Origin of the sequence: Streptomyces sp. NPDC059816 (genome assembly GCF_042732055.1) — a bacterium.
GTDB lineage: Bacteria > Actinomycetota > Actinomycetes > Streptomycetales > Streptomycetaceae > Streptomyces.
This window is the reverse complement of the sequence record NZ_JBHWIQ010000028.1, coordinates 48017-69498: the sequence shown is the minus strand read 5'-3', so window position 1 is coordinate 69498 and position 21482 is coordinate 48017. Positions and strand designations below refer to the sequence as shown.

18 protein-coding genes and 1 pseudogene are annotated in these 21482 nt (G+C 70.4%); 6 read left to right on the top strand and 13 right to left on the bottom strand.

Features of this window, described 5'->3' with window-relative positions; all coding sequences use genetic code 11:
* Positions 1-32: 32 nt before the first annotated feature.
* Both ACFV88_RS29695 and ACFV88_RS29690 read left to right on the top strand, forming a co-directional pair.
* Complete coding sequence (locus ACFV88_RS29695; RefSeq protein ID WP_385495093.1) at positions 33-461, top strand: hypothetical protein; 429 nt, start codon at positions 33-35, stop codon at positions 459-461.
* Between the two features lie 222 nt (positions 462-683).
* Positions 684-1916 carry a M20 family metallopeptidase gene (locus tag ACFV88_RS29690; RefSeq protein ID WP_385495145.1) on the top strand — a complete coding sequence of 411 codons (1233 nt, stop codon included), beginning with the start codon at positions 684-686 and terminating at the stop codon, positions 1914-1916.
* A gap of 29 nt (positions 1917-1945) precedes the next feature.
* On the opposite strand, the gene ACFV88_RS29685 is transcribed toward ACFV88_RS29690, so the two are convergent.
* From ACFV88_RS29685 to ACFV88_RS29670, 4 genes are all read right to left on the bottom strand, one after another.
* On the bottom strand, positions 1946-4759 hold the full coding sequence (locus tag ACFV88_RS29685) for an ABC transporter substrate-binding protein (RefSeq protein WP_385495092.1): 2814 nt from the start codon (positions 4757-4759) through the stop codon (positions 1946-1948).
* A gap of 210 nt (positions 4760-4969) precedes the next feature.
* Complete coding sequence (locus ACFV88_RS29680; RefSeq protein ID WP_385495091.1) at positions 4970-6214, bottom strand: cytochrome P450; 1245 nt, start codon at positions 6212-6214, stop codon at positions 4970-4972.
* A 172-nt stretch (positions 6215-6386) separates the two neighbouring features.
* Complete coding sequence (locus ACFV88_RS29675) at positions 6387-6746, bottom strand: hypothetical protein (RefSeq protein ID WP_385495089.1); 360 nt, start codon at positions 6744-6746, stop codon at positions 6387-6389.
* 159 nt (positions 6747-6905) lie between these two features.
* Entirely contained in the window at positions 6906-8348 is a 1443-nt protein-coding gene (locus tag ACFV88_RS29670) for a chondroitinase-B domain-containing protein (RefSeq protein ID WP_385495088.1), read from the bottom strand.
* Positions 8349-8913: 565 nt separating this feature from the next.
* On the opposite strand from ACFV88_RS29670, the gene ACFV88_RS29665 reads away from it, so the two are divergent.
* Positions 8914-9756 (top strand): AAC(3) family N-acetyltransferase, encoded by an 843-nt coding sequence (locus ACFV88_RS29665; protein WP_385495087.1) that lies wholly within the window; start codon positions 8914-8916, stop codon positions 9754-9756.
* An 88-nt stretch (positions 9757-9844) separates the two neighbouring features.
* Here the strand turns inward: ACFV88_RS29665 and ACFV88_RS29660 are convergent, their stop codons facing one another.
* Positions 9845-11068, bottom strand: a complete 1224-nt coding sequence (locus ACFV88_RS29660; protein ID WP_385495086.1) for an MFS transporter — start codon at positions 11066-11068, stop codon at positions 9845-9847.
* A gap of 203 nt (positions 11069-11271) precedes the next feature.
* Between ACFV88_RS29660 and ACFV88_RS29655 the strand changes: the two genes are divergently transcribed.
* The gene (locus ACFV88_RS29655) at positions 11272-11622 is read left to right on the top strand and encodes a zinc ribbon domain-containing protein YjdM (protein ID WP_385495085.1); all 351 of its coding nucleotides are present in this window, start codon (positions 11272-11274) and stop codon (positions 11620-11622) included.
* Positions 11623-11683: 61 nt separating this feature from the next.
* Here the strand turns inward: ACFV88_RS29655 and ACFV88_RS29650 are convergent, their stop codons facing one another.
* The 3 genes and pseudogenes from ACFV88_RS29650 to ACFV88_RS29640 form a co-directional block, all read right to left on the bottom strand.
* Positions 11684-12100, bottom strand: coding sequence for an ATP-binding protein (locus ACFV88_RS29650; RefSeq protein WP_385495083.1), 417 nt, complete (start codon positions 12098-12100; stop codon positions 11684-11686).
* 50 nt (positions 12101-12150) lie between these two features.
* Positions 12151-12276: pseudogene (locus ACFV88_RS29645) on the bottom strand (transcriptional regulator); the annotation flags it as partial.
* 359 nt (positions 12277-12635) lie between these two features.
* On the bottom strand, positions 12636-13112 hold the full coding sequence (locus tag ACFV88_RS29640) for a DUF5680 domain-containing protein (protein ID WP_385495081.1): 477 nt from the start codon (positions 13110-13112) through the stop codon (positions 12636-12638).
* A 127-nt stretch (positions 13113-13239) separates the two neighbouring features.
* Between ACFV88_RS29640 and ACFV88_RS29635 the strand changes: the two genes are divergently transcribed.
* Entirely contained in the window at positions 13240-13680 is a 441-nt protein-coding gene (locus ACFV88_RS29635; RefSeq protein WP_385495080.1) for a DUF4259 domain-containing protein, read from the top strand.
* 52 nt (positions 13681-13732) lie between these two features.
* A complete protein-coding gene (locus ACFV88_RS29630; RefSeq protein WP_385495079.1) occupies positions 13733-15679 on the top strand; it encodes an SMI1/KNR4 family protein in 1947 nt (648 codons plus the stop codon).
* Between the two features lie 227 nt (positions 15680-15906).
* Here ACFV88_RS29630 and ACFV88_RS29625 read toward each other — a convergent pair whose 3' ends face one another.
* From ACFV88_RS29625 to ACFV88_RS29605, 5 genes are all read right to left on the bottom strand, one after another.
* Positions 15907-16245 (bottom strand): hypothetical protein, encoded by a 339-nt coding sequence (locus tag ACFV88_RS29625; protein ID WP_385495078.1) that lies wholly within the window; start codon positions 16243-16245, stop codon positions 15907-15909.
* Between the two features lie 304 nt (positions 16246-16549).
* Positions 16550-17149: a choice-of-anchor C family protein gene (locus ACFV88_RS29620; protein WP_385495077.1), complete on the bottom strand. Its 600-nt coding sequence runs from the start codon at positions 17147-17149 to the stop codon at positions 16550-16552.
* A 236-nt stretch (positions 17150-17385) separates the two neighbouring features.
* The gene (locus ACFV88_RS29615) at positions 17386-18582 is read right to left on the bottom strand and encodes an acyl-CoA dehydrogenase family protein (protein WP_385495075.1); all 1197 of its coding nucleotides are present in this window, start codon (positions 18580-18582) and stop codon (positions 17386-17388) included.
* 81 nt (positions 18583-18663) lie between these two features.
* Complete coding sequence (locus ACFV88_RS29610) at positions 18664-19827, bottom strand: CaiB/BaiF CoA transferase family protein (protein WP_385495073.1); 1164 nt, start codon at positions 19825-19827, stop codon at positions 18664-18666.
* Positions 19824-21398: an aldehyde dehydrogenase family protein gene (locus ACFV88_RS29605; protein ID WP_385495072.1), complete on the bottom strand. Its 1575-nt coding sequence runs from the start codon at positions 21396-21398 to the stop codon at positions 19824-19826. The genes ACFV88_RS29610 and ACFV88_RS29605 overlap by 4 nt, the downstream gene beginning before the upstream one ends.
* Positions 21399-21482: the final 84 nt, after the last annotated feature.

Genomic DNA, 21482 nt, shown 5'->3' with positions numbered 1-21482 from the left:
AGCCTATGTAGCGATCGCTACATACTAGCGGAATGGCGAGGTGCAACGTGGTGGGTGTGCAACGGCTGGTGCGCGTATGGCCCGAGACCGTCGGGGCTTCGGTGATCTGGGTGGCGGCCACGGCGGGGGTCATCGCCCTGGCACCGACGCTCGCGGACACCCCGGCCACCCTGACCGCAGCAGGAGTCGCCGCCGGCTTCACGGGCATCGGCGTCCTGGTCGGGCGGCTCCTCCCGGCCGGGTACGGAACCCGTCTCGGTATCGCCGTCGTGATCGTCGGCCAACTGCTCGACGTCGTCCTCGTCCTAGCCGCTGGCGGGCTCTACCCACGGACCGACGAGGGCGGCAGCGGGCGCATCCTGCTGCTCCTGTTGGGCGGGTACGCGGCCTTCCTGTTGGGCGCACTCGCCGGTGACCGTTCCTGCCGGGTGGGCACGGTCGTATCGGCCTCCCGTACGTGATTCCGGCGGGAAGTCGACTGTCGGCCACCAACTCCTTTCTCCCGCGGTGTGGTTACCCCCACCACCAAGGGGTGGCTCACCGGATGGGCAAGGGCATGCGGGTGCGGCGATCGTGTGTCCCGGAAGACGACTTGAGTCAAAGGGGCAACCGTGGATCATCCGAAGGAGCAGGGGCCCGCGCGTCGCGCGTTACTGGCCGGCACTGCGGCAGCCGGGGCGGGCATGGTGGGGGTGGGCACGGGGAAGGCCACTGCGGGTGGGTGGAGCGGTCCGGTGGGGCAGGCCGCGGTGGCTGCCGAGGCGGCGCGTCTGGAGCGGGTACTGATCGAGCTGCGGCGCGACCTGCATCGGCATCCTGAGGCGCCGGGGCAGGAGCAGCGCACGGCTGCGGTGGTGGCCCGGGAACTGCGGGCGGCAGGGTTGGCCGTCACTACCGGGGTGGGCGGGCACGGAGTCGTCGGGGTCCTGAAGGGCTCGGGTCCGGGACGGACCGTCGCCTACCGGGCGGACATGGACGCGGTCCCGCCCACCGACATCGTCGGGGGAGGTTCCGCGCCGGCTCATCTCTGCGGACACGACGTCCACACCACGGTGGGCATCGGCGTCGCGCGGGTCCTGGCGCGGTTGCGGCACCGGTTGAAGGGAACGGTGGTCCTTCTCTTCCAGCCCGCCGAGGAGACGCTGTCCGGCGCCCGTTCGATGATCGCATCCGGTGTGCTGGAGCGTGAGAACGTCGATGAAGTCCATGCGCTGCACTGCGGGCCCTTTCCCGTCGGTCAGTTCGCGGTGACCCCGGGTTACGGGATGCCGGGTCAGGACAAGGCTGAGGTGACGGTCTCCGGGCCGGACGCGGACGATTCCGTGCGGCGCCTGGCGGTCGAGCTCGGCGCGCTCGCGACCGTGGCTCTGCCACAGACCCCCGCGGACCTGGAGCGGATCGTCGCCCAGGCGCAGACGCCCGACGGGCCGCTGGCCCGGTTCGTAGCGGTCCGGGCAACGGCCCGGGGCGACAAGGTGAACGTGTCGTATCGTTGCTGGCCGCAGGAGCGGTACGTGGAGGTGCGCGCAGACGTCCGTCGACTGACCAGGTCGTTCACGGGGGCCGAGGTGCGCTTCCCCGCTGAGCCGTTCCCGGCCATGGTGTGTTCGGAGCGTGATGCCCGCCTGCTCGCCCGCCACCTGCGGGGCACCGTCGGCCGGAACGCGGTCACCGAACTGCACGCTGCTTTCCCGCCCTTCAGCGGTGAGGACTTCGCCCTCTTCATGGACCGGCTCCCCGGTACGTACACCTTCCTCGGTGTCCGCGGACCTGGCACGCCTGTCACGGCGAGCTATCCGCACTACCCCGACTTCGCTCCGGATGAACGCGCCATCGGCGTCGGCGTGCGGGCGATGGCGGGCTGGATCGCGGAGCGCACCCGCAGGGTGCCGGACCTCACGGGTGCTCCGCGCTAGCCTCGGTGTCGATAGCCCGTGTCACCTTCTCAGGAAGGGGAGTTGATCGTGCATTCGCGTGGAGTGAGCGGCTTGGCGTCGCCGGCGACCCTGCTACAGATCAACCGTGTCCGTGGGGTGCCGTCCGCCGAGCTTCGTACCTGTTTGAGTGCCACGCTGTGTCCGCTGCGGTCGCCGTAGAGCGGCGCTCCGGTGAAGTCGATGGTGCCCGTCGCCATTCCGCTGAGCTTGACGGTGCGGAGGTTCACCCAGGTCGCCGCACGGCTCTGCGGGTCGCTGCCGCGGGTTGCGGCCCAGTACAGCGCCCGCGTCGCATCGTGGTTCAACGCCGTCTGACCACTGGAGAAGACACCGGTTTCGTGCGTCGGCTGTGCGTCCTCCTGATCCAGTAGGTGCTCTTTCGCATCCTTGTAGAAGGTGGTCGACGAGGCTGCCTTCTCCAGCTCTGCCAGGGCCGCGTGGTACAGCGTGACCTTGGGTGCCACTCCGTCCTTTCCCTGGGTGAACTTGGCCTTGGAGAGGTCGTCACCGGTGAGGATGGAGATGTTGCGCTGTGCGCAGCCCGGTTCGGTGCCGAGCTGCGCCATCAAGGGGCCGATGTCCTCCGCCCGTCCGGCGAAGTAGATCACGGAGGGCACTTGGGAGCTCTGACAGATCCTCTCCGTGTGCACGCGCAGTTCGGGTTTTCCGCCTGCGAGGAGGTAGCGGCGCTGCCGCAAAGTTGAGAAGCCCTGTCGTTTCAGCATCCGTTGGCCGTACTTGGCTTGTTCGTCGGTGTAGAGGTCGTCCGACTTGCTGGTGTCACGGGCCAGGACCAAGGCGTGTTGCTTCTCACCCGGTTCACTCAATTGTGCTGCCAGCAGGCCGAGTTGCTTGGCCTGCCATTCATCGGGAGCGGCGAGGCTGAACCAGTTGGCGAACTTGCGGGGCAGGTGGGTGGCCGAGTTGGTTCCGGAGACCACCGGGAGCCCCGCGTCCTGCAACGTCTCGGTGGTCTTCTCGCTCGACTTCAGATCGCGGCCGGTGCCGACCACACCGACCACGGTGGGATCGTCGGCAGCGTACGCGGCGATGGTGTCGGCCATGTCCTGTTGATGGTGGAGGTCCACCCCGCCGTTGGCGACCAGGACCCGGAGCTTGACGGGGTAGGTGTCGTTGATGACCGCCTGCGCCAGGTAGACGCCGGCCAGTTCCTCGATGCCCTTCACGGGGGACGTGCCCTTGTCGGGGTCGTAGCTGAGCGGTCCGGCGTAGATGACGGTCACGTACGTGTCGCGGTACTTGGCGAGGACCTCCCGGTTCCGACTCGCGATCCGGTCCTCCAGCCAGGGCACCGACCACGCGGTGTCGTCCTCGGCGGATGACGTCCCGTTGTTGGGGAGCCACGTCGCGAAGCGGACGTCGCCGGTGGCGACTCCTATGCACTCGGTGCGCTCGTCGGGTCCGGGTTTGCGTACGGTGTCGCGGTTGGCCGTGAGGACCGACGCCGAACAGTACGCGTCCTGGAGGTTGTCGGCCCGCGCCCAGATGCCCGCGGCAATCAGCAGCAACACCATGGTCAGAGCGTGCACGGACCACACCACCCGGGCGGTGGTGGGCCGCGAGTCGGCGCGCACACAGGGCAGTTGTCCATCGGCGAGCGGGCCCAGACGGGTACTGGGCAGGGGGACCTTCAACACCCAGGGCAGTTCGGCGAGCTCGCGACTGGGTGACTGGCCTGCGCGGAGGTTGCGTGCCCATTCCTGGTACCAGATCCACAGGGTGCCGCCGGGTTCTTGGATCACCGTGCGCTGGAGTCGGTGCAGCTCGGAGCCCGGTACCGCGGCGACGATCAACAGCGGGTCCAGTTCGCTGCGGCGACTGCGTACATCGCTGACCGCCTTGATCAGCTCGACGCCGCCGTTGTCCACGCCCACGTGGGGCAGGAAGAGCATGGGGGGCCGATGCCGTTTGAGGCCACGGAGGTCCCAGCTCCAGCGGCGGTGGTTGTCGCGCAGGTCTTCGAACAGCGCCAACACATAGAGTTGGAGTTGGAAGTCATCTCCCTCCTGGAGCGCCTCGGCCACGTCGTACGCGCGCGCCGCGATGGCCTTCCAGGAGCCGATCGGGCGCAAGAGCGAGACGTCGGTGGGACGCCCGCGCGATGCGGCCCTCAGGAAGGTCGTGGTCATGAACCACCGACTTTCACGACGCAGCCAGAGGAAGATCGGCGCCCGTCCCGGCAGGACGTTGTCCAGCAGTAACAGGAGGAGGAGGAACCCCACCCCGGACGCCAACGCCACCGACCAGTGGCTCCTGGCTAGCAGGGCCGCGAGGCCGGCAACGAGGCTGGCCGGAAGTATGTGGGCCATGTCGAGCTGGGCAGGCCCCGGGTTCCAGCGTCTGGTGTCCTTCGGCCGCCAGCGCTGCTTGGCGAGTTGGTCCAGCAGTCGTAGGGCGGGGTCGGGTCGGCCGGCTGAGGTGGATGCCGGTTGGGGCCAGTCGGCACCCAACTCCCCCACCGCGTCCTCGATGGCCTGCACCAGGCGTAGCCGGGGAAAGGCGTACCGCCGGTAGACCGAGCGCTGTCCGTCCCACCGTCGGGGATCGGCGAGATCGCGTACCAACGCGGCGGCCCGCCGCACTTCGGTGGCGCCTTCCTGCTGGGCCGGGGCGACGGCACACCGGGTGCCGTGCGCGTCCTGCCCTCGGTGCAACTCTTCTACGAGATCGATGACGCGGTCGTCATCGGCGCCGTCCTCCGCGTGGAGTACGGCGACGGGCATCGGAGGATCACTGGTGCGGAAGTCACGGATCAGGACCTCCAGTCGTTTCTGTACTTCGACGCCGGCGCTGGTCGACATTCCGAGATGTCCACCGGGGCACTTCGGCGGTGGTTCGCGATCACCGTTCGGCACGTCTACCCCCGTAGGTAAGTCCGAGCTATGAACCTAGTGGGCACGGTCTCGCTGCGGGGTGCCTACCGAGGTTGTCCCGCAACTGATCCACGCGTCGACTCGTAGGGCGTGGACCGCTGTGGGAAGAAGTCCGTGTCCGCGCAGAGGAGGAAGCGCTCATTCGGCGTGCTCGCCCTTCATCTCCAGTACGCAGTGCCGCAGCTCGTAGCTGCCTATGGCCTCCAGGAAGCCGATCGTCGGCGGGTTCACCATGCGCACCCCGGGCAAGGCGAACAGACGGCTGAGGAAGACGTCCGTCTCCAGGAGCGCGATGTGGAGTCCCGGGCACTTGTGCGGGCCGTCGCCGAAGGCCAGTCCCGGCGCTCCGGCGTCCTTCATGGCCCGTCCCGGGCGCAAGCTGCGCGGACGGGCACCGACGGTCCGTTCGTCGACGTTGACGTGGTCGAGCAGGATGTCGATGCGGTCGCCGGCCGGGACGGTCAGTGTCCCGCCGTTGGCGCCAGGCAGGTCGACCGGTGCGGTGGTACGGCGGCTGAGGCGGCCCAGGACCGGTTCGAGTCGCAGGATCTCCCCGAGCAGCGCGAGCCTGTCCGGCTCGTCCGCTTCCTGGTAGTGGGCCAGCAGGTCGGTGTCGGAGAACAGGTGCCAGGCCGCCGCGCTGATGAACTCACGGGTGGTGACCATGCCCGCCGCCGCGAAGGTGAGGCACTCGCCGAGGATCTCCGTGTTGGAGCAGCCGTCGTCGATGAGATGGGAGATGAGATCGTCGCGCCGGGTCCGGCGGCGGGCCCGTACGGCGGGGCGCACGTCGCCGACGTACACCCGCAGCCAGTTGGTGTTCTGCCGCAGCGTCCAGTAGATGCCGCGCGGAGTCGTCAGCCCCGGCGTACCGAATCGCTCCGGGAAGAAGCGTTCCAGTCGTTCCTTGATGCCGGGCCTGCTGTTCGTCAGGCCGATGACCGCGCAGGCCACCTCGATCGCGAGGTCGAAGCTGAGGTCGGACAGCCGCGCCCGGCGGTCGGTCCGGAGCCGGTCGATCTGGGTCTGAGCGACGCGGACCATGACGTCGCGGTAGTGCTGGTCGACACGGCGCGGGGTGAAGAACCGTGCCGTTTGGCGGCGGTGTTCGCGGTGCTCGGGTCCGTCCCGGTAGAGCACCGGTCGCCGGATGCGATTCGGTAGCTTCGACGTGGTCTCGATGCCGAGCCCGGCCTGCACGGTCGATGTACTGCGCAGTACCGCACGCGCCTCGTCGTACCCGCTCACCTCCCAGACCCCGTCGTCTCCTCGGGCGACGGGGCATTCCGGCACCGTCCCGCCGCGCTCGATCTTGCGGTATCCGAATCCCTGGTCCGACCCGGGTTCGACCGCGTCACTGACGTCACCGGAATCGCCGTCCATGAGCGGGACCTCCCTCTCCTCGAAGACCATGGCGAACGTCCGTGCGCCCGGTCTCCCGTCCTGGCCGGCGGCACGCTCCTGCCGATCACGGGGTGCCGCGGCGGACGGTGCTGGGTGGTTCCTTCCCGGTGGACGGGCGTGGGAAGCAGGTGTCCTGGCTCCAACGCCGCGATCAGAGGCCCGCGTCGCGCATCCCGGGCAGTGCGTACCCGTCGGCCTCGTCCCAGGGAACGTCGAGGTCGTCCAGGTGCACGTGCCACTCGGCGTCCGGCACGGCCCGGCGCAACTCCGTCACGGAATCCAGCACATGGACGATCACCGGCACCACCCGGTCGGGATCGGCGGGCATCTTGGTGGAACCGGCGACGATCTCCCGCGGCTCGGCCGCGCCCCGGTCGTGCAGGTACAGGCCTTCCTCGTCGTCGTACGGGAACGAAACCGTGCGCTCGGTGACCACGCGTGCCACCACGGTCGACTCGATCTCGTTCAAGGGTGTCGCGCGGTGCGCGCCGTAGTAGAGGGAAACACTCATGCGCGAAGCCTACGGAGGCGGTCTGACAGTGGGGGCGGCGTCGCGGGGTGGTCGCACTCCCCCGGCTCGATCCGCGCGACGGCTCCGGTCTACGGGAATCGGGCTCGGAGGGTGCTCCGGTACGGGTCCGCGGCGCGGTGACCCGTACCGGAGCGGGACTCACGCCGCGTTCGGGCCCACGTCCGCGGTGGTCAGCGGGGCACGGAGGGGCACCGCCGTCGTGTACTGGTCCGAGCCGATGTCACGGCTGCTGCCGCGCGGGTGGCCGTCGAGGTCGTCGTTCACGGCATGGGTCGTCGGCACGGCCGCGCCGATGGCCGGGCTGTTCGGCAGGAGACGGAACACTCCGTCGGCACCCTGCTGGAGGCGGGGATCGGTGCGGACGAAGCCGCCGGAGGGGATGGTGCCGTTGGCCGCCTGGCCCCACAGTAGGTTGCCCTGCCAGGTGAAGCCGGTGTTCTGCCCCAGCTCGACCAGGCTGCCCGCGTTGGCGACCAGGATGTTGTTGCTGAGGACGACGTCCCGGGGCTCGTGGGCGCGGTTCTCGCCCACGAGGGTGCGGGCGTTGTGGGCCAGGGTGTTGTGGGTGATCAGCGCCCGGTCGCAGGCGTCGTTGCCCCGTTGCAGGGGCTTGGACTCGCCGGGGAGGTGGTCGCGGGCCGAGCCGCTGCCGATCACGAAGGCGCGCCCGGACAGCCCGGTCAGGTGGTTGTTGAACACCGTGTGGTCGTTGCCGTAGAGCCGGATGCCCTCGGTGCCGCCGATGAGGTGGTTGCCGTGCACGAGCGTGCCGTTGCCGTGGCGCAGCACGATGCCTCCGGCGCAGTCGCGGAGGGTGTTGTAGCGGATGAAGTTGTTGGAGGACTTCACGGAGATGGCCTCGGGGTCCCCGTTGCACTGCTCGAAGAGGTTGTACTCCACCACGGCCCCGGCGTTGTCGAGCGCCCGGTGGCTGACGCCGAGCCGGATGGACTCGCCGCCGTTGGTCCCGGGGTAGGTGTGACGGGCGAAGTGGTTGCGGAGGATGGTGAGGCCCTTGACCATCGTCTCCTTGTTCGGGTCGACGGGGGCGTCGGGGCCGTCGGCGACGAGGAACACGCCCTCGGTGGAACGGTCGTGGAAGTAGTTGCGGTCGACCTTGACCCCGTCCGCCTTCACGACGACCCAGTCGACGCCCGCGGTGTCGGCGAACTTGAAGTCGTTGCGGGTGAGCCGGATGTCGGAGCAGTCCGCCGGGATCACCAGGGTCTGGCGCTGGCGGAAGGCGAAGCCGCTGATGGTGATGGAGCTGGAGTTGCTGAGGACGAAGCTCCGATCGCCCTGGAGCACCGCGCCGCCCCGGCTCTGGGAGACGATGGTGATGTGCGTACCGATGCCGTGCCTGCCCGAGATCCGGATGCCGGCGGCGGGGACGTCGTAGGTGCCGTTGGCCAGGACGATCCGGTCGCCGGGCGCGGCGCGGTCGATCTCCCGCTGGAGGTCGGCGATGGAGCTGACGGTTACCGTGGCGGCGGACGCGCTGGTGGTGGTCAGGGCGGCGATCGGTGCGGTGGCGAAGGCCGCGCCGAGCAGGGTGCCGGTGAGAAAGGTACGTCGCTGCATGATGCCTCTCCTGCATGGGGAGCCTCGTCGGCTTCCCGTGACCTCGGGCTCTCTGTCGGAGCCCGCTTCGGGGGACCGTGTCGGTGGCCCGCCATGCGGAAGGAGGGGGCGGGGGCGGTTCCCGTTCCATGGCTGGTGCATGAACTCGGGCTGCGCCACGGAATCTTCGACCCCCACTCGTGCGATATGCAGACATGTCCTCGGAGGGGTGGGCGGGTCGGGGGTTGCGGCCCGGCCGGGGCCAGCTTGACGGTCCGGTCATGCGGGCCCCGTCGGTGATCCGGCCGCGCTCGCGGGCGGAGTGGTCACGGTGGCGCGGCAGGCTGGTGCGCGGCGGAGCGACCTGGAGTCGCCGTCCTACGGCACGGCGGACGCGGCCGACCACTTCTGGAGGGTGCGTCTGGTCCGCCGCCTTCGCCCACCGGGGCGCCCCGAGGCCCGTATCCTGCTGCGGCTGCTCTCGCCCGCTCGGCTGGGCCTCGCCACCCTGGAGCACACGGTACGTAACCTTGACCAGCCGCTACGAACTCGCCTGGGCACTCGCCCACGACGAAGGGAGGGGCGGGTGAGCATCACCGCCGAACACCTCGGACGCGCCGCGGACGAGTTGGGTCTCTCCGGGATGCCGGTTCTGGTTCACGCTTCCCTGCGGTCCTTCGGCGCCCGCGTGGACGGCGGTGCGGACGCCGTCACCGACGTGCTCCTGGACCGGGGGTGCACCGTCCTCGTCCCAACCTTCACCGAACCGCACTTCGAAGTGGCTCCACCCGCCCGGCCCGCCATGCGCCCGGCCCGCAACGGAGTGGACTACGGCCGGCCCTGGCCGCTTCCCTCCCACCCCGCGCCCGCCGCCAACTCACCCGAGTGCGGGCTCGTCAATCCCCACCTCGGGGTCTTCCCCGCTGCTCTGCTCACTCGCCGGGGCACCCGTCGGGGCGACCATCCGTTGAACTCGTTCACTGCGCTCGGGCCGGCAGCGACCGAACTCGTTGGTGGCCAGAGTCCGGTGGACGTGTACGCACCGCTGCGGGCACTGGCCGAACGGGACGGCCGGAGCCTACTCGTCGGGGTCGGGCTGAACCGGATGACCCTGCTGCACCTCGCCGAGCAGCGATCCGGGCGCCAACTGTTCCGACGCTGGGCCCGCACACGGGACGGGCGCACCGCGCTGGTGGAGGTGGGCTCCTGCTCGGAAGGGTTTCCCCGGTTGGAGCCCCTGCTCCGACCCTGCGCCCGTACCACGACCGTAGGGGCCTCGCGTTGGGTCACCCATCCGGCCCGGGCAACACTGGCCGCGGTGGTTCCCGCCCTGGTCGCCGATCCGGGGCTGACCCGTTGCTCGGCGGGGTGTCGCGCCTGCCGAGACGCCACAGCGGGCGGGCCCCTGCCGTCCGGCCCGCTCGGCTGATGATGACGCTGCGGGCGCTCGGCTGCCCACGGGCCAAAGGCCCCGTCACACGACGCTGAACGCCGAGCAGTCGGTGCCGCGCGCGGGATCACCGGTGCCCGCCGGGGCCGCTGTTCACCTCGTCGCTGGGTTCGATCACCCGGTCCGGTTCCGCGGTCGGCAGCATCCGCTCGGTGAGCAGGGCCGTGAACGCCACGGCGGTCAGTAATCCGCCCACGAGGAACGCGGCACGGATGCCCAGGGAGGGGAGGATCAGGCCGCCGAGCAGCGCCCCGGCCGCGACACCCGCGTTGTAGGCACCGGAGTTGGCCGCGAGCGCGATCTCGGTTCGGCCGGGAGCGAAGCGCAGCATCTGGTTCTGCGTTGCCATGAAAACCGGGGCGAGCGAACCGCCCAGCAGCGCCAGGCACACGACCGATCCCGCCTGGGTGGTGCCCGTCACGTACAGGCCCAGCATGCCGACGGCCTGGGTGGCGACCGGCACGAGCAGCGTGCCGCGGGGGTAGCGGTCCAGGAGGGGCCCCGCGATCGTCACGCCGATCACGCCGGCGATTCCGGAGACCATCAGCAGGGCGCTGACCGAGGTGTCGGAGAAGCCGCTCACGTCTCCCAGGAACTTGACGACGTACGTGTAGCCCGCGAAGGCGCCGGTGACGGAGAGGGCCGTGGTCACCAGGACGATCCCGAACCGGCGCCGGTCGGGTGCCGCCCCGAAGGCGGCGTGCCCCTCCCCGGGGCGGGACGTGGGGAGGAGGGCGGCGATCGTGACGAGGGAGAGCAGGCCCAGCCCGGCGAGCACGACGAGGGGTGCCTGCCACGCGCTGCGCTGACCCAGCCAGGTGCCGGCGGGGACCCCGAGGACCAGCGCCAGTGAACCGGCCACCGACAGCACTCCGATGACCCGCCCCCGGAACTCCGGCGGGAACAGGCCGACCGCGACGGGTCCCATCACCGCCCAGAACAGCGCCTGAGCGAGCGCGGTCACCAGTCGGGCGGCCATGAGCAGCCCGTAGCCGGAGCCCAGCACCGACACCAGGGTGGAGAGGACGAGCGCGGCCAGGAGCACGGTGAGCACGTGGCGGCGCGGCACGGACTGGGTGGCGTGCGCGATCGGCAGGGAGACCACGGCGACGGTCAGCCCGTAGCCGGTGACCAGGTAGCCCACCGCGGAGAGGGACACGTGGAGGTCGACCGAGATGAGCTCAAGCAGCCCGATCGGTAGGTTCTCGGTGGTGTTGAAGGTGAACGCGGCCGTCATCAGGGCCGCGAGCAGAGCCACCCGGTGCCAACGAGCCGGCGGTGCCGTGGTCATGCAGCCCCTTCCGCGGGTGGACGTCGATCATCCCCGAGGCAACGTACACACACGTGTTCTGTCTCGGAGACGGCTTGAGGTCGCACTGGCCGAAAACACGGGAGCGGTGGACTCAACGTGCGTCCCCGTTGGCCGTCGCTGCGGCGGGCTGCCCTCACGACGCTGCGGGCGACTGCTGTTCCTGTCTGAAATAGACTGTTGTGGTGAGTGAGAATCTTCCGCCCTGCCCCGAGTGTTCGAGCGTCCACACCTACGAGATGGGTGCGCTCCTGGTCTGCCCGGAGTGCGGCCACGAGTGGTCTCCGGGTTCGGAAGTGGACCTGGAGGGTACGGCCGGAGTGGTCCGCGACGCGGTCGGCAACGTCCTCGCCGACGGGGACACCGTGACGGTGATCAAGACCCTGAAGGTCAAGGGCAGCCCGACCGGCATCAAGTCCGGCACCAAGGTCCGCAACATCCGCATCGTCGACGGCGCCGACGGCCACGACATCGACTGCAAGATCGATGGCTTCGGTGCAATGCAGCTCAAGTCCAGCGTGGTCAAGAAGGCCTGACGACCCAGGAGCGGTGCACCGGGCTCTGCCACTGTTCCCGGAGGCGCCTTCCTCGGGTGTGTCAGAGGGGCAGGGTGACCCAGATGGTCTTGCCGTGACCGTCGGCGTCCGCCCGGATCTCGGCGGTGCCGCCGAGGCCCAGGGTGAGTTCGGTGACGGTGGCGAGGCCCCTGCCGGGGGCGGCTGCGTGGAGGGGCGGTTGGTGGGGGTGGCGGTCGTGGACGGCGAAGGCGAACGTGTCACGGCTGGCGGCGAACAGGACCGTCAGGTCCTCGCACAGGATGGCGGCGTGACGAACGCTGTTGGTCACCAGTTCGGAGACGATCAGCAGGGCCGGGCCCACGCTCGGGTGGCTCGGGGAGATCCCCCACTGCCGCACCACCTGTTCGGCGGTCTCCCGGGCGGTGCGGACGGCCTTCCCGGTGGTGGGCAGGACCAGGACGAGTTGGAGGGGCAGGGCCTCTATCCCGGGGAACATCACAGGGACCGCCCGAAGTGGTGAGGGTGGCCGGTAACGGCCTGGGGGCGGAGCGGAGCGAGCGGGTCGCGTACCGGCATCGGACCGTTCTGGAGCAGTGCCGGCACCCGGATGCGTACGGAATGCCCGGGCATGCGGAAGAACTCGGCCTTCGCCTGATCCAGCAGAATCCGCATCGCCCGCACTTCTCCCTCGTCTTCGACCACTCGCGCCGGTCCTCAGCCCCTGCCCACCGCCGCCCGCGACACGACACCGGATGACGACAGCCACGACCAGCAGCGGAGCGCCCTGTCGTGCCCACACCACACCGGCAGGCGGGCGAGGGGCCACGCTCCGCGAAGGAGTCCCGCGCCATGATGTATGGAGTTGCAGAACTTTGCAATTCACTAGGTGGGCGGCGAGCAGACCGATCGGCACGATCAGCGCGGGCCCGAGTGCCTCCCACAACGGGAGCGCGCCCCGCAGCATCCGCCACGCGGCATCGGCCATGCCCCGTCGCCGGGGCCACCCGCGGCGGACGGAGCGTCCGCCAGGGTCATTCGAGGATCCGGCCGCCGTGGTAACGCAGTTCGTACGCCAGGGTGCCGTCGGCGGTGGCGATGTGTTCGACGCCGCGGAAGCGGTTCACCTCGCCCACGGTCTCATCGACGTAGGTCAGTCCGCCGGCCGTGTGGCGGAACCCCCCGAGGAACCGGCCCTCTGCATACAGCGCGGTCAGCGCCGCCTTGATGGTCTCGCCCGCGGTGAAGGCGTCTATGGCATCCGTCAGTAGATATCCGTAGTAGTTCATGCCCCAGACCGGGCGACGCGCCGAGTGCACCGTCTCCTGGCCGAGGAAGTCGGTACCGCCGAAGTAGCTGTCCCGATAGACCAGCTCGCCCTCCCGATACTCCAGGTCGTGCGACGCGGTGCGGAGGGGAGCGACCTTGCCCGCGCCACCCACATAGGTGGAGGACTTGGCCCGAACGATGAACGACTCCAGAGCGGCCGGTGTGGGTGTCAGGGTTTCCATGGCTGGATTTCTAGCAGCCGGGTCTGACAACCGGGCCGTCCGGCACCAGCGGGTACTGCACCCCTCGCAGCCTCACTGTCAGTGGTCAATGCGAGCATCTTGGGACGACACGCGAGGAGAGCAGCACATGGGCACCTGGGACATCGGACCCTTCGACAACGACACCGCCGCCGACTTCGGAGGTGGCCTGGACGATGCGGCATTGAACGAACGTGAAGCCATGATCCGCAGCGCGCTCGAAATTGCTGCCGCTCCCACGGACGACCTGGACGCGTACTACGGCGAACGAGCCGTGGCCGCAGCCGCTCTGCTTGCCGCACAGCAACGCGACGGCGAGCCTGCGTGTGCGAACTACGGCCCGTCGAAGCAGCTACCGGATCTGCCCGCGGACCTTCGCGTGCTCGCCGTCAGCGCCCTGGCCCAAGTGCTCTCCGAACGGTCCGAGCTCGCCGAACTCTGGAACGAGTCCGCGGACGGCCCGCAATGGCGGCAGGACGTCACACGTCTCCGTGACGCCCTTGACCCGTCCGTCCCGTCGCAAGAGGACGTCGCCTCCGCCGGGATCTGACCGACGCCTCGTGCCGCGGCCCCTGTCAGTGGGGGATGGCAGCATCGGGCGCATGACGGACAGCACGAGGTTCGACTGGCGGCCCTTCCTCCTCAAGTGGAGCGGGGAGTGGGCAGATTGCCCACGGGACAACGAAACGCGGAGCGAGCAGGACGCGGCAGCCGAGCGGGCTCGGTGGCTGGGGTTCCCGCCCGCGTCCGAGGAACGGATCGTCGCCATGGAGGCGCGCCTGGGCCGGCGGATGCCACCGTCGTACCGGGAGTTCCTGAAGGTCAGCGATGGCTGGCAGCACGCGGGCGGGTTCGTGTGGCTGCTGGCCGGGACGGCCGAAGCCCGCTGGCACGACGACGCGTACGGCCTCGCGGACATGTTCGAGGAGCACGTGGACGAGGACGCCGAGCCTGAGGAGCGGCGGGGCGCGGAGGTGTGGCGGCACGGGCTGCAACTGGACGTCGAGTCCGATGCCACGCGCCTGGTCATGGATCCCGATGGTGTGGGTGAGGACGGCGAGTGGGCCGTGTACAGCTGGGCGAGCTGGCGGGCCAAGCCGCCCCGGCGCTATCCGAGCTTCTCCGCGTTCATGCAGGACATGCACCGGGAGTTCCACTCCTTGCGGGCGGGTCCGCACCATGAGGGGCCGGTGTTCGTCAATGACACGACGCGGGAGCAGGACGCGTTGGTGGACGAGGCTCGGCTGGAAGCGCTACGGGGTGGGTGGGGGCGTGCCCAAGAACTGCTGGACGGGGCCAAGGGGTACGGCAGGCCGCGGGCTGCCGGGTTGGGCGACCAGATCCGTCGCTTGTTGGGACACCGCGAGGCGTCCTTCGAGGGCCTGGTGACGGATCCGCGGTACGCGCCGGAGTTGCTGCCGGTGCTGCTGGTCGGGCGGTCGGCGTACCCCTACAAGGATGACTCCACGCTGCGGTTCGCCTTGCGGGGCGCCGACGAGGGGGTGGTGGCGCTGGCCCGGGCGACTGCGGAGCTGGTGAGGAACGGCGGGTACCGGTACGCGCCGGCCGGCCCGTTCGGGGAGGCGGTCGAGCGGGCGCGGGAGCTGGCCCGGTGGGGGGACACCGACGAGGCCTGGCAGACGCTGCGGGAGGCGTTGCCCTGGTGGGAGCCGCTGGGGCCGGATCATTTGGCACCCCTGGGATGGGTCGCCGATCCCGTGCTCGGGCCACTGCTGACCTCGGAGCGGGGCCGTGAGCTGTTGTCCACTCCGAGGGGTGGACAGGGAGGCGGGGTTCCGGAGCCGACGGCCGGACTCGACCCGGGCGGCCTTGCCTGGCTCGCCGACTCGGGTTCATTCGCCAGCCGCACCTCCTACCGGTTCGTACTGGTGGAGGGGGTGGAGCCGGCGGAGTTGCCCGGACGTCTCGCGGACGGGGCCGGTGCCGCGCTGGGTCGGCCCCGATCCTTCTGGGAGACCCGCCAGTCGGCGCCGCGGAACCGGAGGGAGTTCCCGTACGAGGATGACGAGGCTTGCGTGGCGGTCGGTCGGGCCGGCACCGGCTGGAGCTTCGCCTTCGACGGTGCCCCCGCCCGGTTCGACCGGGACCAGTTCGTCTCCCCCGCCCCAGCCGCCTCCACCGGAACCCGCGCGGTGGTGGTGTGGTGCGGGTTGAGAGCGGGGGTCCAGGGGGCCTTCTTCCACCTCTCCGTGGCGCGAGACGGAGCCGAACAGTACGCATTCACGTATGGGGACGGAGAGGTGCTCACCAGCGGGGAGGTGCCGTGGGCCTTGGATCCGAGCCGGTTCTTCGGTGGCCTGGGGGACGGCTCCGAGGTGGAACGTTCGCTACTGGAAGCAGTGGCCGAAGAGTTCGGCGCCCGTCTACCGCGTCACGCGATCGAGGCCGGTCGGCTGCACACCTTCACCACCCGCTCCTGGACGGCACCGGAGGATGCGGGGTCCCACCCGAGGGTGCGGAGATACTGGAGAACCGCGCGCCCCGAGGACGGTCAGCCGAAGGAAAGCGAGATGCGACGCCTGAGGTAGAACCGCTGGGCCCGAGGGTGTCTTCCTCGCCCCCGTGACGGTGCTGCCGAGCCGGTGTTGAGCGGCACTCGGCAGCGGGTCGTCGCGTGGGCCGAGGAAGCGAAGGGGGGACGGTGCGTGCCGCGAAGGCCCGCGCGGCCGGCCGAGGCCATCGGCTGCGGGCAGGTCGCTACCGAGAGCACTCGGGCCGTTGGCCGGTCGGCCGTCGGCCTCAGCCGGGTGGTGGGTTAGTTGAGGACGACGATGTCCGTGCGGATCCGGAGGCCGCTGCCCCAGGCGACGTTGATCTTGACGGTGACGAGCCCGGCGGCGGGGACGATGTTCGCCACCGTGATGGGCGCGGCCCCCAGGAACCGCACGTTGTTGCCGTCGATCTCGCTGGCCGCGACGAGAACCGTCGAGTTCGCGTTGATGACGTTCCAGGTGATGGGGTAGTTGACCCAGTTGTTGTACGGGCCCCAGTTGACCCATCCACGCCACACGTCGACAACGTTTCCGCCGGCGACGGCGCCCGCGATCTGCTCGGCAGTCTCGATGGGGGTTTCCGGTGCGGTGATGACGGACACAATGGTCCCCTCTCCACGCGAGCACGGCCCGTACACCGACCGGCTGATCCAGCCGAGGGCCCTGCTCCACTGCATCCAGTGTCCGATTACATACGCTGTGCAGCAACGCCCCGAAAGGGTGAATCCGACCAAGACACCCCCACACATGGGCGATCGCGACTTCTCCCTCATGGTAAGGCCGGGCAAGTCGACTGCGTCCTCGGCGATTTGCCCGGCGGGCTCCGATCACGGGAGTGCGCGCCCCGGCCCGCTGCCCGGTGGAACGGCTGCCGGGCAGGGGACCGCGGTCAAGACGGCCGGACCGTCACGGGGTGCAGGAACACGGGGAGCCGGCGGTCACGCGGACGTCGTCGATGACGGGTCCGTAGGCGCCGGAGACCGTGCTGGCGAACCCGAGGGTCGTCGTCGGCGCGTTGGCCACGAAGGTCACCTGACGTTGCACGTAGCCCATGGCCGCGCGGGTCTTGCCCGTGGAGTCGAACGAGAAGTCCTGGAAGTTCTGTCCGTCGACCAGGACCCTGCCCGTCTTCACCGCCGGGCTGCCCTCGGGGTTGGCGGCCAACGCATAGGTGACCGTGTACGTCCGCCCCACGATCGTGGAGAAGCTCTGCGCGACGCCACCCGCCTGACCGGCGTTCAGATCGACGGACTGGTCGCCTTCGGCCGCCTGCCAGAACCCGGCGCCGATCAGGTCCACTCCCCCGGACGTGACCTGCCACGGGCCGATCGACTGTCCGCTGGTGAGGGTGGTGAACGAGTTCGCCGGCGCGGTGGGGTACTCGAAACTGCCGTCGTCGAACCTGCTCACGGCCGCCGCGGACGGGGCGGCCCACGCCGCACCGGGACCGGCTGAGAGGAGTCCCGCCGCGGCCACGGCGACGGCCAAGGAACGCGCAACTGCCATGTGTACCTCCTGAAGGGGGTGAGTGCACTGCCTTGCGCCGTCAGCCTTTCGGCACGCGGGAGGGGGTGAGAAGGCGCGCGCCGGGGTGTGCGGGAGTGATCAAGCAGAGCGCAGGGCCCGTGAGCACGCCGGAACGCTCCGACGAGCCGGTCCGGTCCGGTGTGAACGATTCACCGCGGCCACCAGGGGGCTTTTTCGTGAGGAGGCCGGGCGGTTCCGTCCCTCGACGGCGCTCCCTAACGGAAGGCGGACAGTCCCGTCATGGCCTGCCCGATGACGAGCTTGTGCATCTCGGGGGTGCCCTCGTACGTCAGCACCGATTCGAGGTTGGCCATGTGCCGGATCACCGGGTACTCCAGCGAGATCCCGTTGGCCCCCAGGACGGTGCGCGCGGTGCGGCAGATGTCCAGGGCCTTGTTCACGTTGTTGAGCTTGCCCATGCTGACCTGTTCGGGCCGCAGCCCGGGACCGTCCTTGCGCCGGCCCAGGTGCAGGGCGAGCAGGGTGCCGCAGGTCAGCTCCACCGCCATCTCGGCCAACTTCTCCTGAGTGAGCTGGAAGCCGGCGATCGGCTTGCCGAACTGCGAACGCTGCCCCGCGTACTCCAGGGCCGCCCGGAGGGAACTGCGTGCGGCTCCCATCGCGCCCCAGACGATGCCGTAGCGCGCCTCGTTCAGACAGGACAGCGGGCCGCGCAGCCCACGTACCTCGGGCAGCACCGCGTCGGCCGGCAACCGGACGCCGTCCAGGACGAGTTCGCTGGTGACCGATGCCCGCAGCGACAGCTTGTGCTTGATCAGCGGGGCGGAGAACCCGGGGGTGTCGGTCGGCACCACGAAGCCGCGCACGCCCTCCTCGGTCCGGGCCCACACCACCGCCACGTCGGCGACGGAACCGTTGGTGATCCACATCTTGCGGCCGTCGAGGATCCAGTCACCGCCGTCCCGGACGGCACGGGTGAGCATCCCGGCCGGATCGGAGCCGTGGTCGGGCTCGGTCAGACCGAAGCACCCGATGGCCTCGCCCGCGGCCATCGACGGCAGCCACCGCTGCTTCTGCTCCTCGCTGCCGTACTTCCAGATCGCGTACATCGCCAGCGAGCCCTGGACGCTGACCAGTGAGCGGATGCCCGAGTCGCTGGCCTCCAGCTCCAGACAGGCGAGACCGTAGTCGACGGCGCTCATCCCCGCACAGCCGTAGCCCTCCAGGTGCATGCCGAGCAGGCCGAGGCCACCGAGCTCCTTGGCGAGCTCACGGATGGCGGGCAGTTCGCCGTTCTCGAACCATTCGGCGACGTAGGGGTCAACGGCGGAGTCGCAGACCTGCCGGACGGCCGCCCGGACCGCCTTCTCCTCGGGACTGAGCAGGTAGTCGATGCCGGCCAGGTCGAGCGGGTCGATCTTGGCGCGTGCGGTGTCGGATGTGGTGGACATGGGTCCTGCCTTTCGGATGCGGGGCTGGGGTTGCTCATCGTCCGGGGAGAAGGAAGTGCGCGGGGTTGGCGGCCCGACCGGTCAGCCGCCGGTGGGAAGCGGCTCGTTCCCCGGCCCCGACAGCCAGGCGCGTACCGCCGTGCCGTGCTCGTCCAACCGAGGTGGTGGCGAAGCCTCCTGGACCAGGTCGGTGGAGTACGCGACCGGGTGCCGGGGCACGGGTGTCGCCCCACCGGCCGGAGTCACGGTGGGCGACAGCCCCAGTTCCTCGGCCAGCGCGAACCCGTCGGCGACCGTGCCGACCTTCCCCGCCGGGACGCCCGCCCCGGTGAGCCGCGCCTGCCAGTCGGAGACGTCCCCGTGCGCCAGACGCTCCTCCAGGGCCGCCACCAGTTGCTCACGGTGACCGACCCGGCCGGCGTTGGTGGCGAACCGCTCGTCCTGCGCCAGCTGCGCGGCGCCGAGCGCGGCGGCCAACCGGGCGAACTGGGCGTCGTTGCCGCAGGCGACCGCCAGCAACCCGTCACGGCAGCGGAGCGTCTCGTAGGGGGCGATGGAGGGATGACGATTGCCCATCCGCCCGGGCGGCAGACCGGTCTCCAGGTAGCTCTGGCCCTGGTTCACCAGGGAACCCAACAGGCTGGACAGCAGATTGACCTCCACCCGGCAGCCGCGTCCAGTCCGGGCCCGCGCCGCCAGCGCGGCCAACACACCGATCACGGCGTCCTTGCCGGTCAGTACGTCGACCAGGGCGACCCCGACCTTCGTCGGTTCGCCGTCGGCCCCGCCGGTGATGCTCATCAGACCGCCGACGGCCTGGACGACGAAGTCGTAGCCCGGCAGTCCGGCCCCCGCGCCACTGCCGAAGCCCGTGATGGAGCAGTACACGACGCCGGGGTTGACGGCGGACACCTGCTCGTAGCCGAGGCCCAGGCGCTCCAGGGAGCCGGTGCGGAAGTTCTCCACCACGACATCGGCACGGTGGGCCAGCTCCTGCCCGAGGGCGCGGTCGGCGTCGTCGGTCAGGTCGAGGGCGATGCCCAGCTTGGAGCGGTTGACGCCCTCGAAGTACGTCGTGGACGTCGCCGACCAGGGCGGTCCCCAGGAACGGGTGTCGTCCCCGGAGCCGGGCCGCTCCACCTTGACGACGGTCGCGCCCAGGTCGGCCAGGGTCATGGTGCACAGCGGCCCGGCCAGTACCCGGCTGAAGTCCGCGACCAACACACCGTCCAGCGGTCCGTTCATGCCCCGCCTCCCGTCGTCGTGGCGACCGCTGAGAGCAGTACGCCGTCCAACCGTCGGACCACACCCCAGGGATTGTCGTCGCGCAGTGCCTCGGGCAGCGCGGCCCGAGGTGCGTTCTGATAGGTGACCGGACGGGTGAAGCGGTCCAGCGCGCCCGCACCGACGCTGGTGGCGTCCGGCCTGCTGGTCGCGGGCCAGGGACCACCGTGCTGCTGGGCCCAGGAGGTCGCCACCCCGGTCGGCCAGCCGTCGACGACCACCCGCCCGGACCGTCCCGCCAGCCGCTCCACGAGCCACGGCAGGTCGGGGTCGGCGGGTCCTGCCGAGATCACCGAAGCGGCCAGGGACGGCTGGAGTGCGGCCAGCGCCTCCCGTAGACCGGCTGTGTCGTGGTACTCCACGACCAGGGCCACCGGGCCGAAGCACTCCTCCAGCAGCCGGGAGCCTGGGCGTAGGGCCCGCGCGGGTGCGGTGAGTACCGTCGGAGCGGCGGTGAAGCCCTCTGCGGACGGCGGTACGGAGGCCAACGGTTCGGCCCCCGCGGTCACCAGGTCGGCGATCCCCTGCCGGCAGGCCGCGGCGATCTGTGCGGTCAGCAGCCAACCGGGCCGCACGCCCTTCAGCGCCGTGGCGACCGCGGTCGCGGCACCGCTGCCCGCGGGGGCCAGCAACAGACCGGGCTTGGTGCAGAACTGGCCCTGCCCCAGGGTGAAGGACTCCGTGAAGCCCTGCGCCGCGGCGGTCAACCGGGCCGGGTCCGCAGCAGTGGCGGGCGTGAGGACCGCCGGGTTGACGGTCCCCATCTCGGCGAAGACGGGCACGGGCACCGGACGGCGGGCAGCTCGTTCGACCAACGCCATGCCACCGCTCTGCGATCCGGTGAAGGCCACGGCCGTCACCTCGGGCGCGTCCACGAGGGCGAGTCCCGCGTCGAAGCCGGTGACCAGTGCCCAGGCCCCCGCCGGTGCGCCGGCGGCGCGCAACGCGTCCGAGACCAGCACGCCGAGTCGCGCACTCAGCCGGGGATGCGCGGGATGCGCCTTGACCAGGACGGGGCACCCTGCGGCCAGGGCCGACGCGGTGTCGTGCCCGACGACCCCGAACGCGAACGGGAAGTTGCTGGCGCCGAAGACCGCCACCGGACCGAGCGGCCGGTTGATGCGCCGCAGCTCCACCGAGCCGGTGGTCCGCGGCCCGTCGATCCGTATGCCGAGCCAGCCGCCCTCCACGGCGACCGATCCGTAGGAGCGCAACTGTGCGGCCGCGCGGCCCACCTCGCCGCGCAACCGGTCCGGGCCCAGCGCGGTTTCGGCGTCGGCGAGCGCGGTCAACTCCTCGGTGTGCTCCACCAGGGAGTCCGCGACGGCCGCGAGCCATGCCGCCCGTACCGCGGGGGCGCGCGCGGCGACCTCGTCCGCGTCCCGGGCGGCGGTGGCGAGGAGGGCGGACAGCTGCGCGGACGTGGTGGCCGACGGACCGACGGTCGCGGCGTCGGTGCGCGGGTCACGGCTCACCTCGGCCCCGGGTTCCGCGGCGCGCGGCGTCTCGGCAAGGGGGACAGCTGCGGACATCGGGGACGTCCTTCCGTCGGCGGGTCGCTGGTCCTCCGAAAACTATGCGCGACCGGGCCTGGAAGTCCTTGTACGTTTCATCCG

Coding starts and splice junctions, on each gene's coding strand:
- ACFV88_RS29605 (WP_385495072.1), bottom strand. CDS start 21,398: ATGTCCGCAGCTGTCCCCCTTGCCGAGACGCCGCGCGCCGCGGAACCC.
- ACFV88_RS29690 (WP_385495145.1), top strand. CDS start 684: ATGGTGGGGGTGGGCACGGGGAAGGCCACTGCGGGTGGGTGGAGCGGT.
- ACFV88_RS29620 (WP_385495077.1), bottom strand. CDS start 17,149: ATGGCAGTTGCGCGTTCCTTGGCCGTCGCCGTGGCCGCGGCGGGACTC.
- ACFV88_RS29650 (WP_385495083.1), bottom strand. CDS start 12,100: ATGTTCCCCGGGATAGAGGCCCTGCCCCTCCAACTCGTCCTGGTCCTG.
- ACFV88_RS29635 (WP_385495080.1), top strand. CDS start 13,240: ATGGGCACCTGGGACATCGGACCCTTCGACAACGACACCGCCGCCGAC.
- ACFV88_RS29670 (WP_385495088.1), bottom strand. CDS start 8,348: ATGCAGCGACGTACCTTTCTCACCGGCACCCTGCTCGGCGCGGCCTTC.
- ACFV88_RS29610 (WP_385495073.1), bottom strand. CDS start 19,827: ATGAACGGACCGCTGGACGGTGTGTTGGTCGCGGACTTCAGCCGGGTA.
- ACFV88_RS29685 (WP_385495092.1), bottom strand. CDS start 4,759: ATGTCGACCAGCGCCGGCGTCGAAGTACAGAAACGACTGGAGGTCCTG.
- ACFV88_RS29615 (WP_385495075.1), bottom strand. CDS start 18,582: ATGTCCACCACATCCGACACCGCACGCGCCAAGATCGACCCGCTCGAC.
- ACFV88_RS29660 (WP_385495086.1), bottom strand. CDS start 11,068: ATGACCACGGCACCGCCGGCTCGTTGGCACCGGGTGGCTCTGCTCGCG.
- ACFV88_RS29680 (WP_385495091.1), bottom strand. CDS start 6,214: ATGGACGGCGATTCCGGTGACGTCAGTGACGCGGTCGAACCCGGGTCG.
- ACFV88_RS29695 (WP_385495093.1), top strand. CDS start 33: ATGGCGAGGTGCAACGTGGTGGGTGTGCAACGGCTGGTGCGCGTATGG.
- ACFV88_RS29640 (WP_385495081.1), bottom strand. CDS start 13,112: ATGGAAACCCTGACACCCACACCGGCCGCTCTGGAGTCGTTCATCGTT.
- ACFV88_RS29630 (WP_385495079.1), top strand. CDS start 13,733: ATGACGGACAGCACGAGGTTCGACTGGCGGCCCTTCCTCCTCAAGTGG.
- ACFV88_RS29675 (WP_385495089.1), bottom strand. CDS start 6,746: ATGAGTGTTTCCCTCTACTACGGCGCGCACCGCGCGACACCCTTGAAC.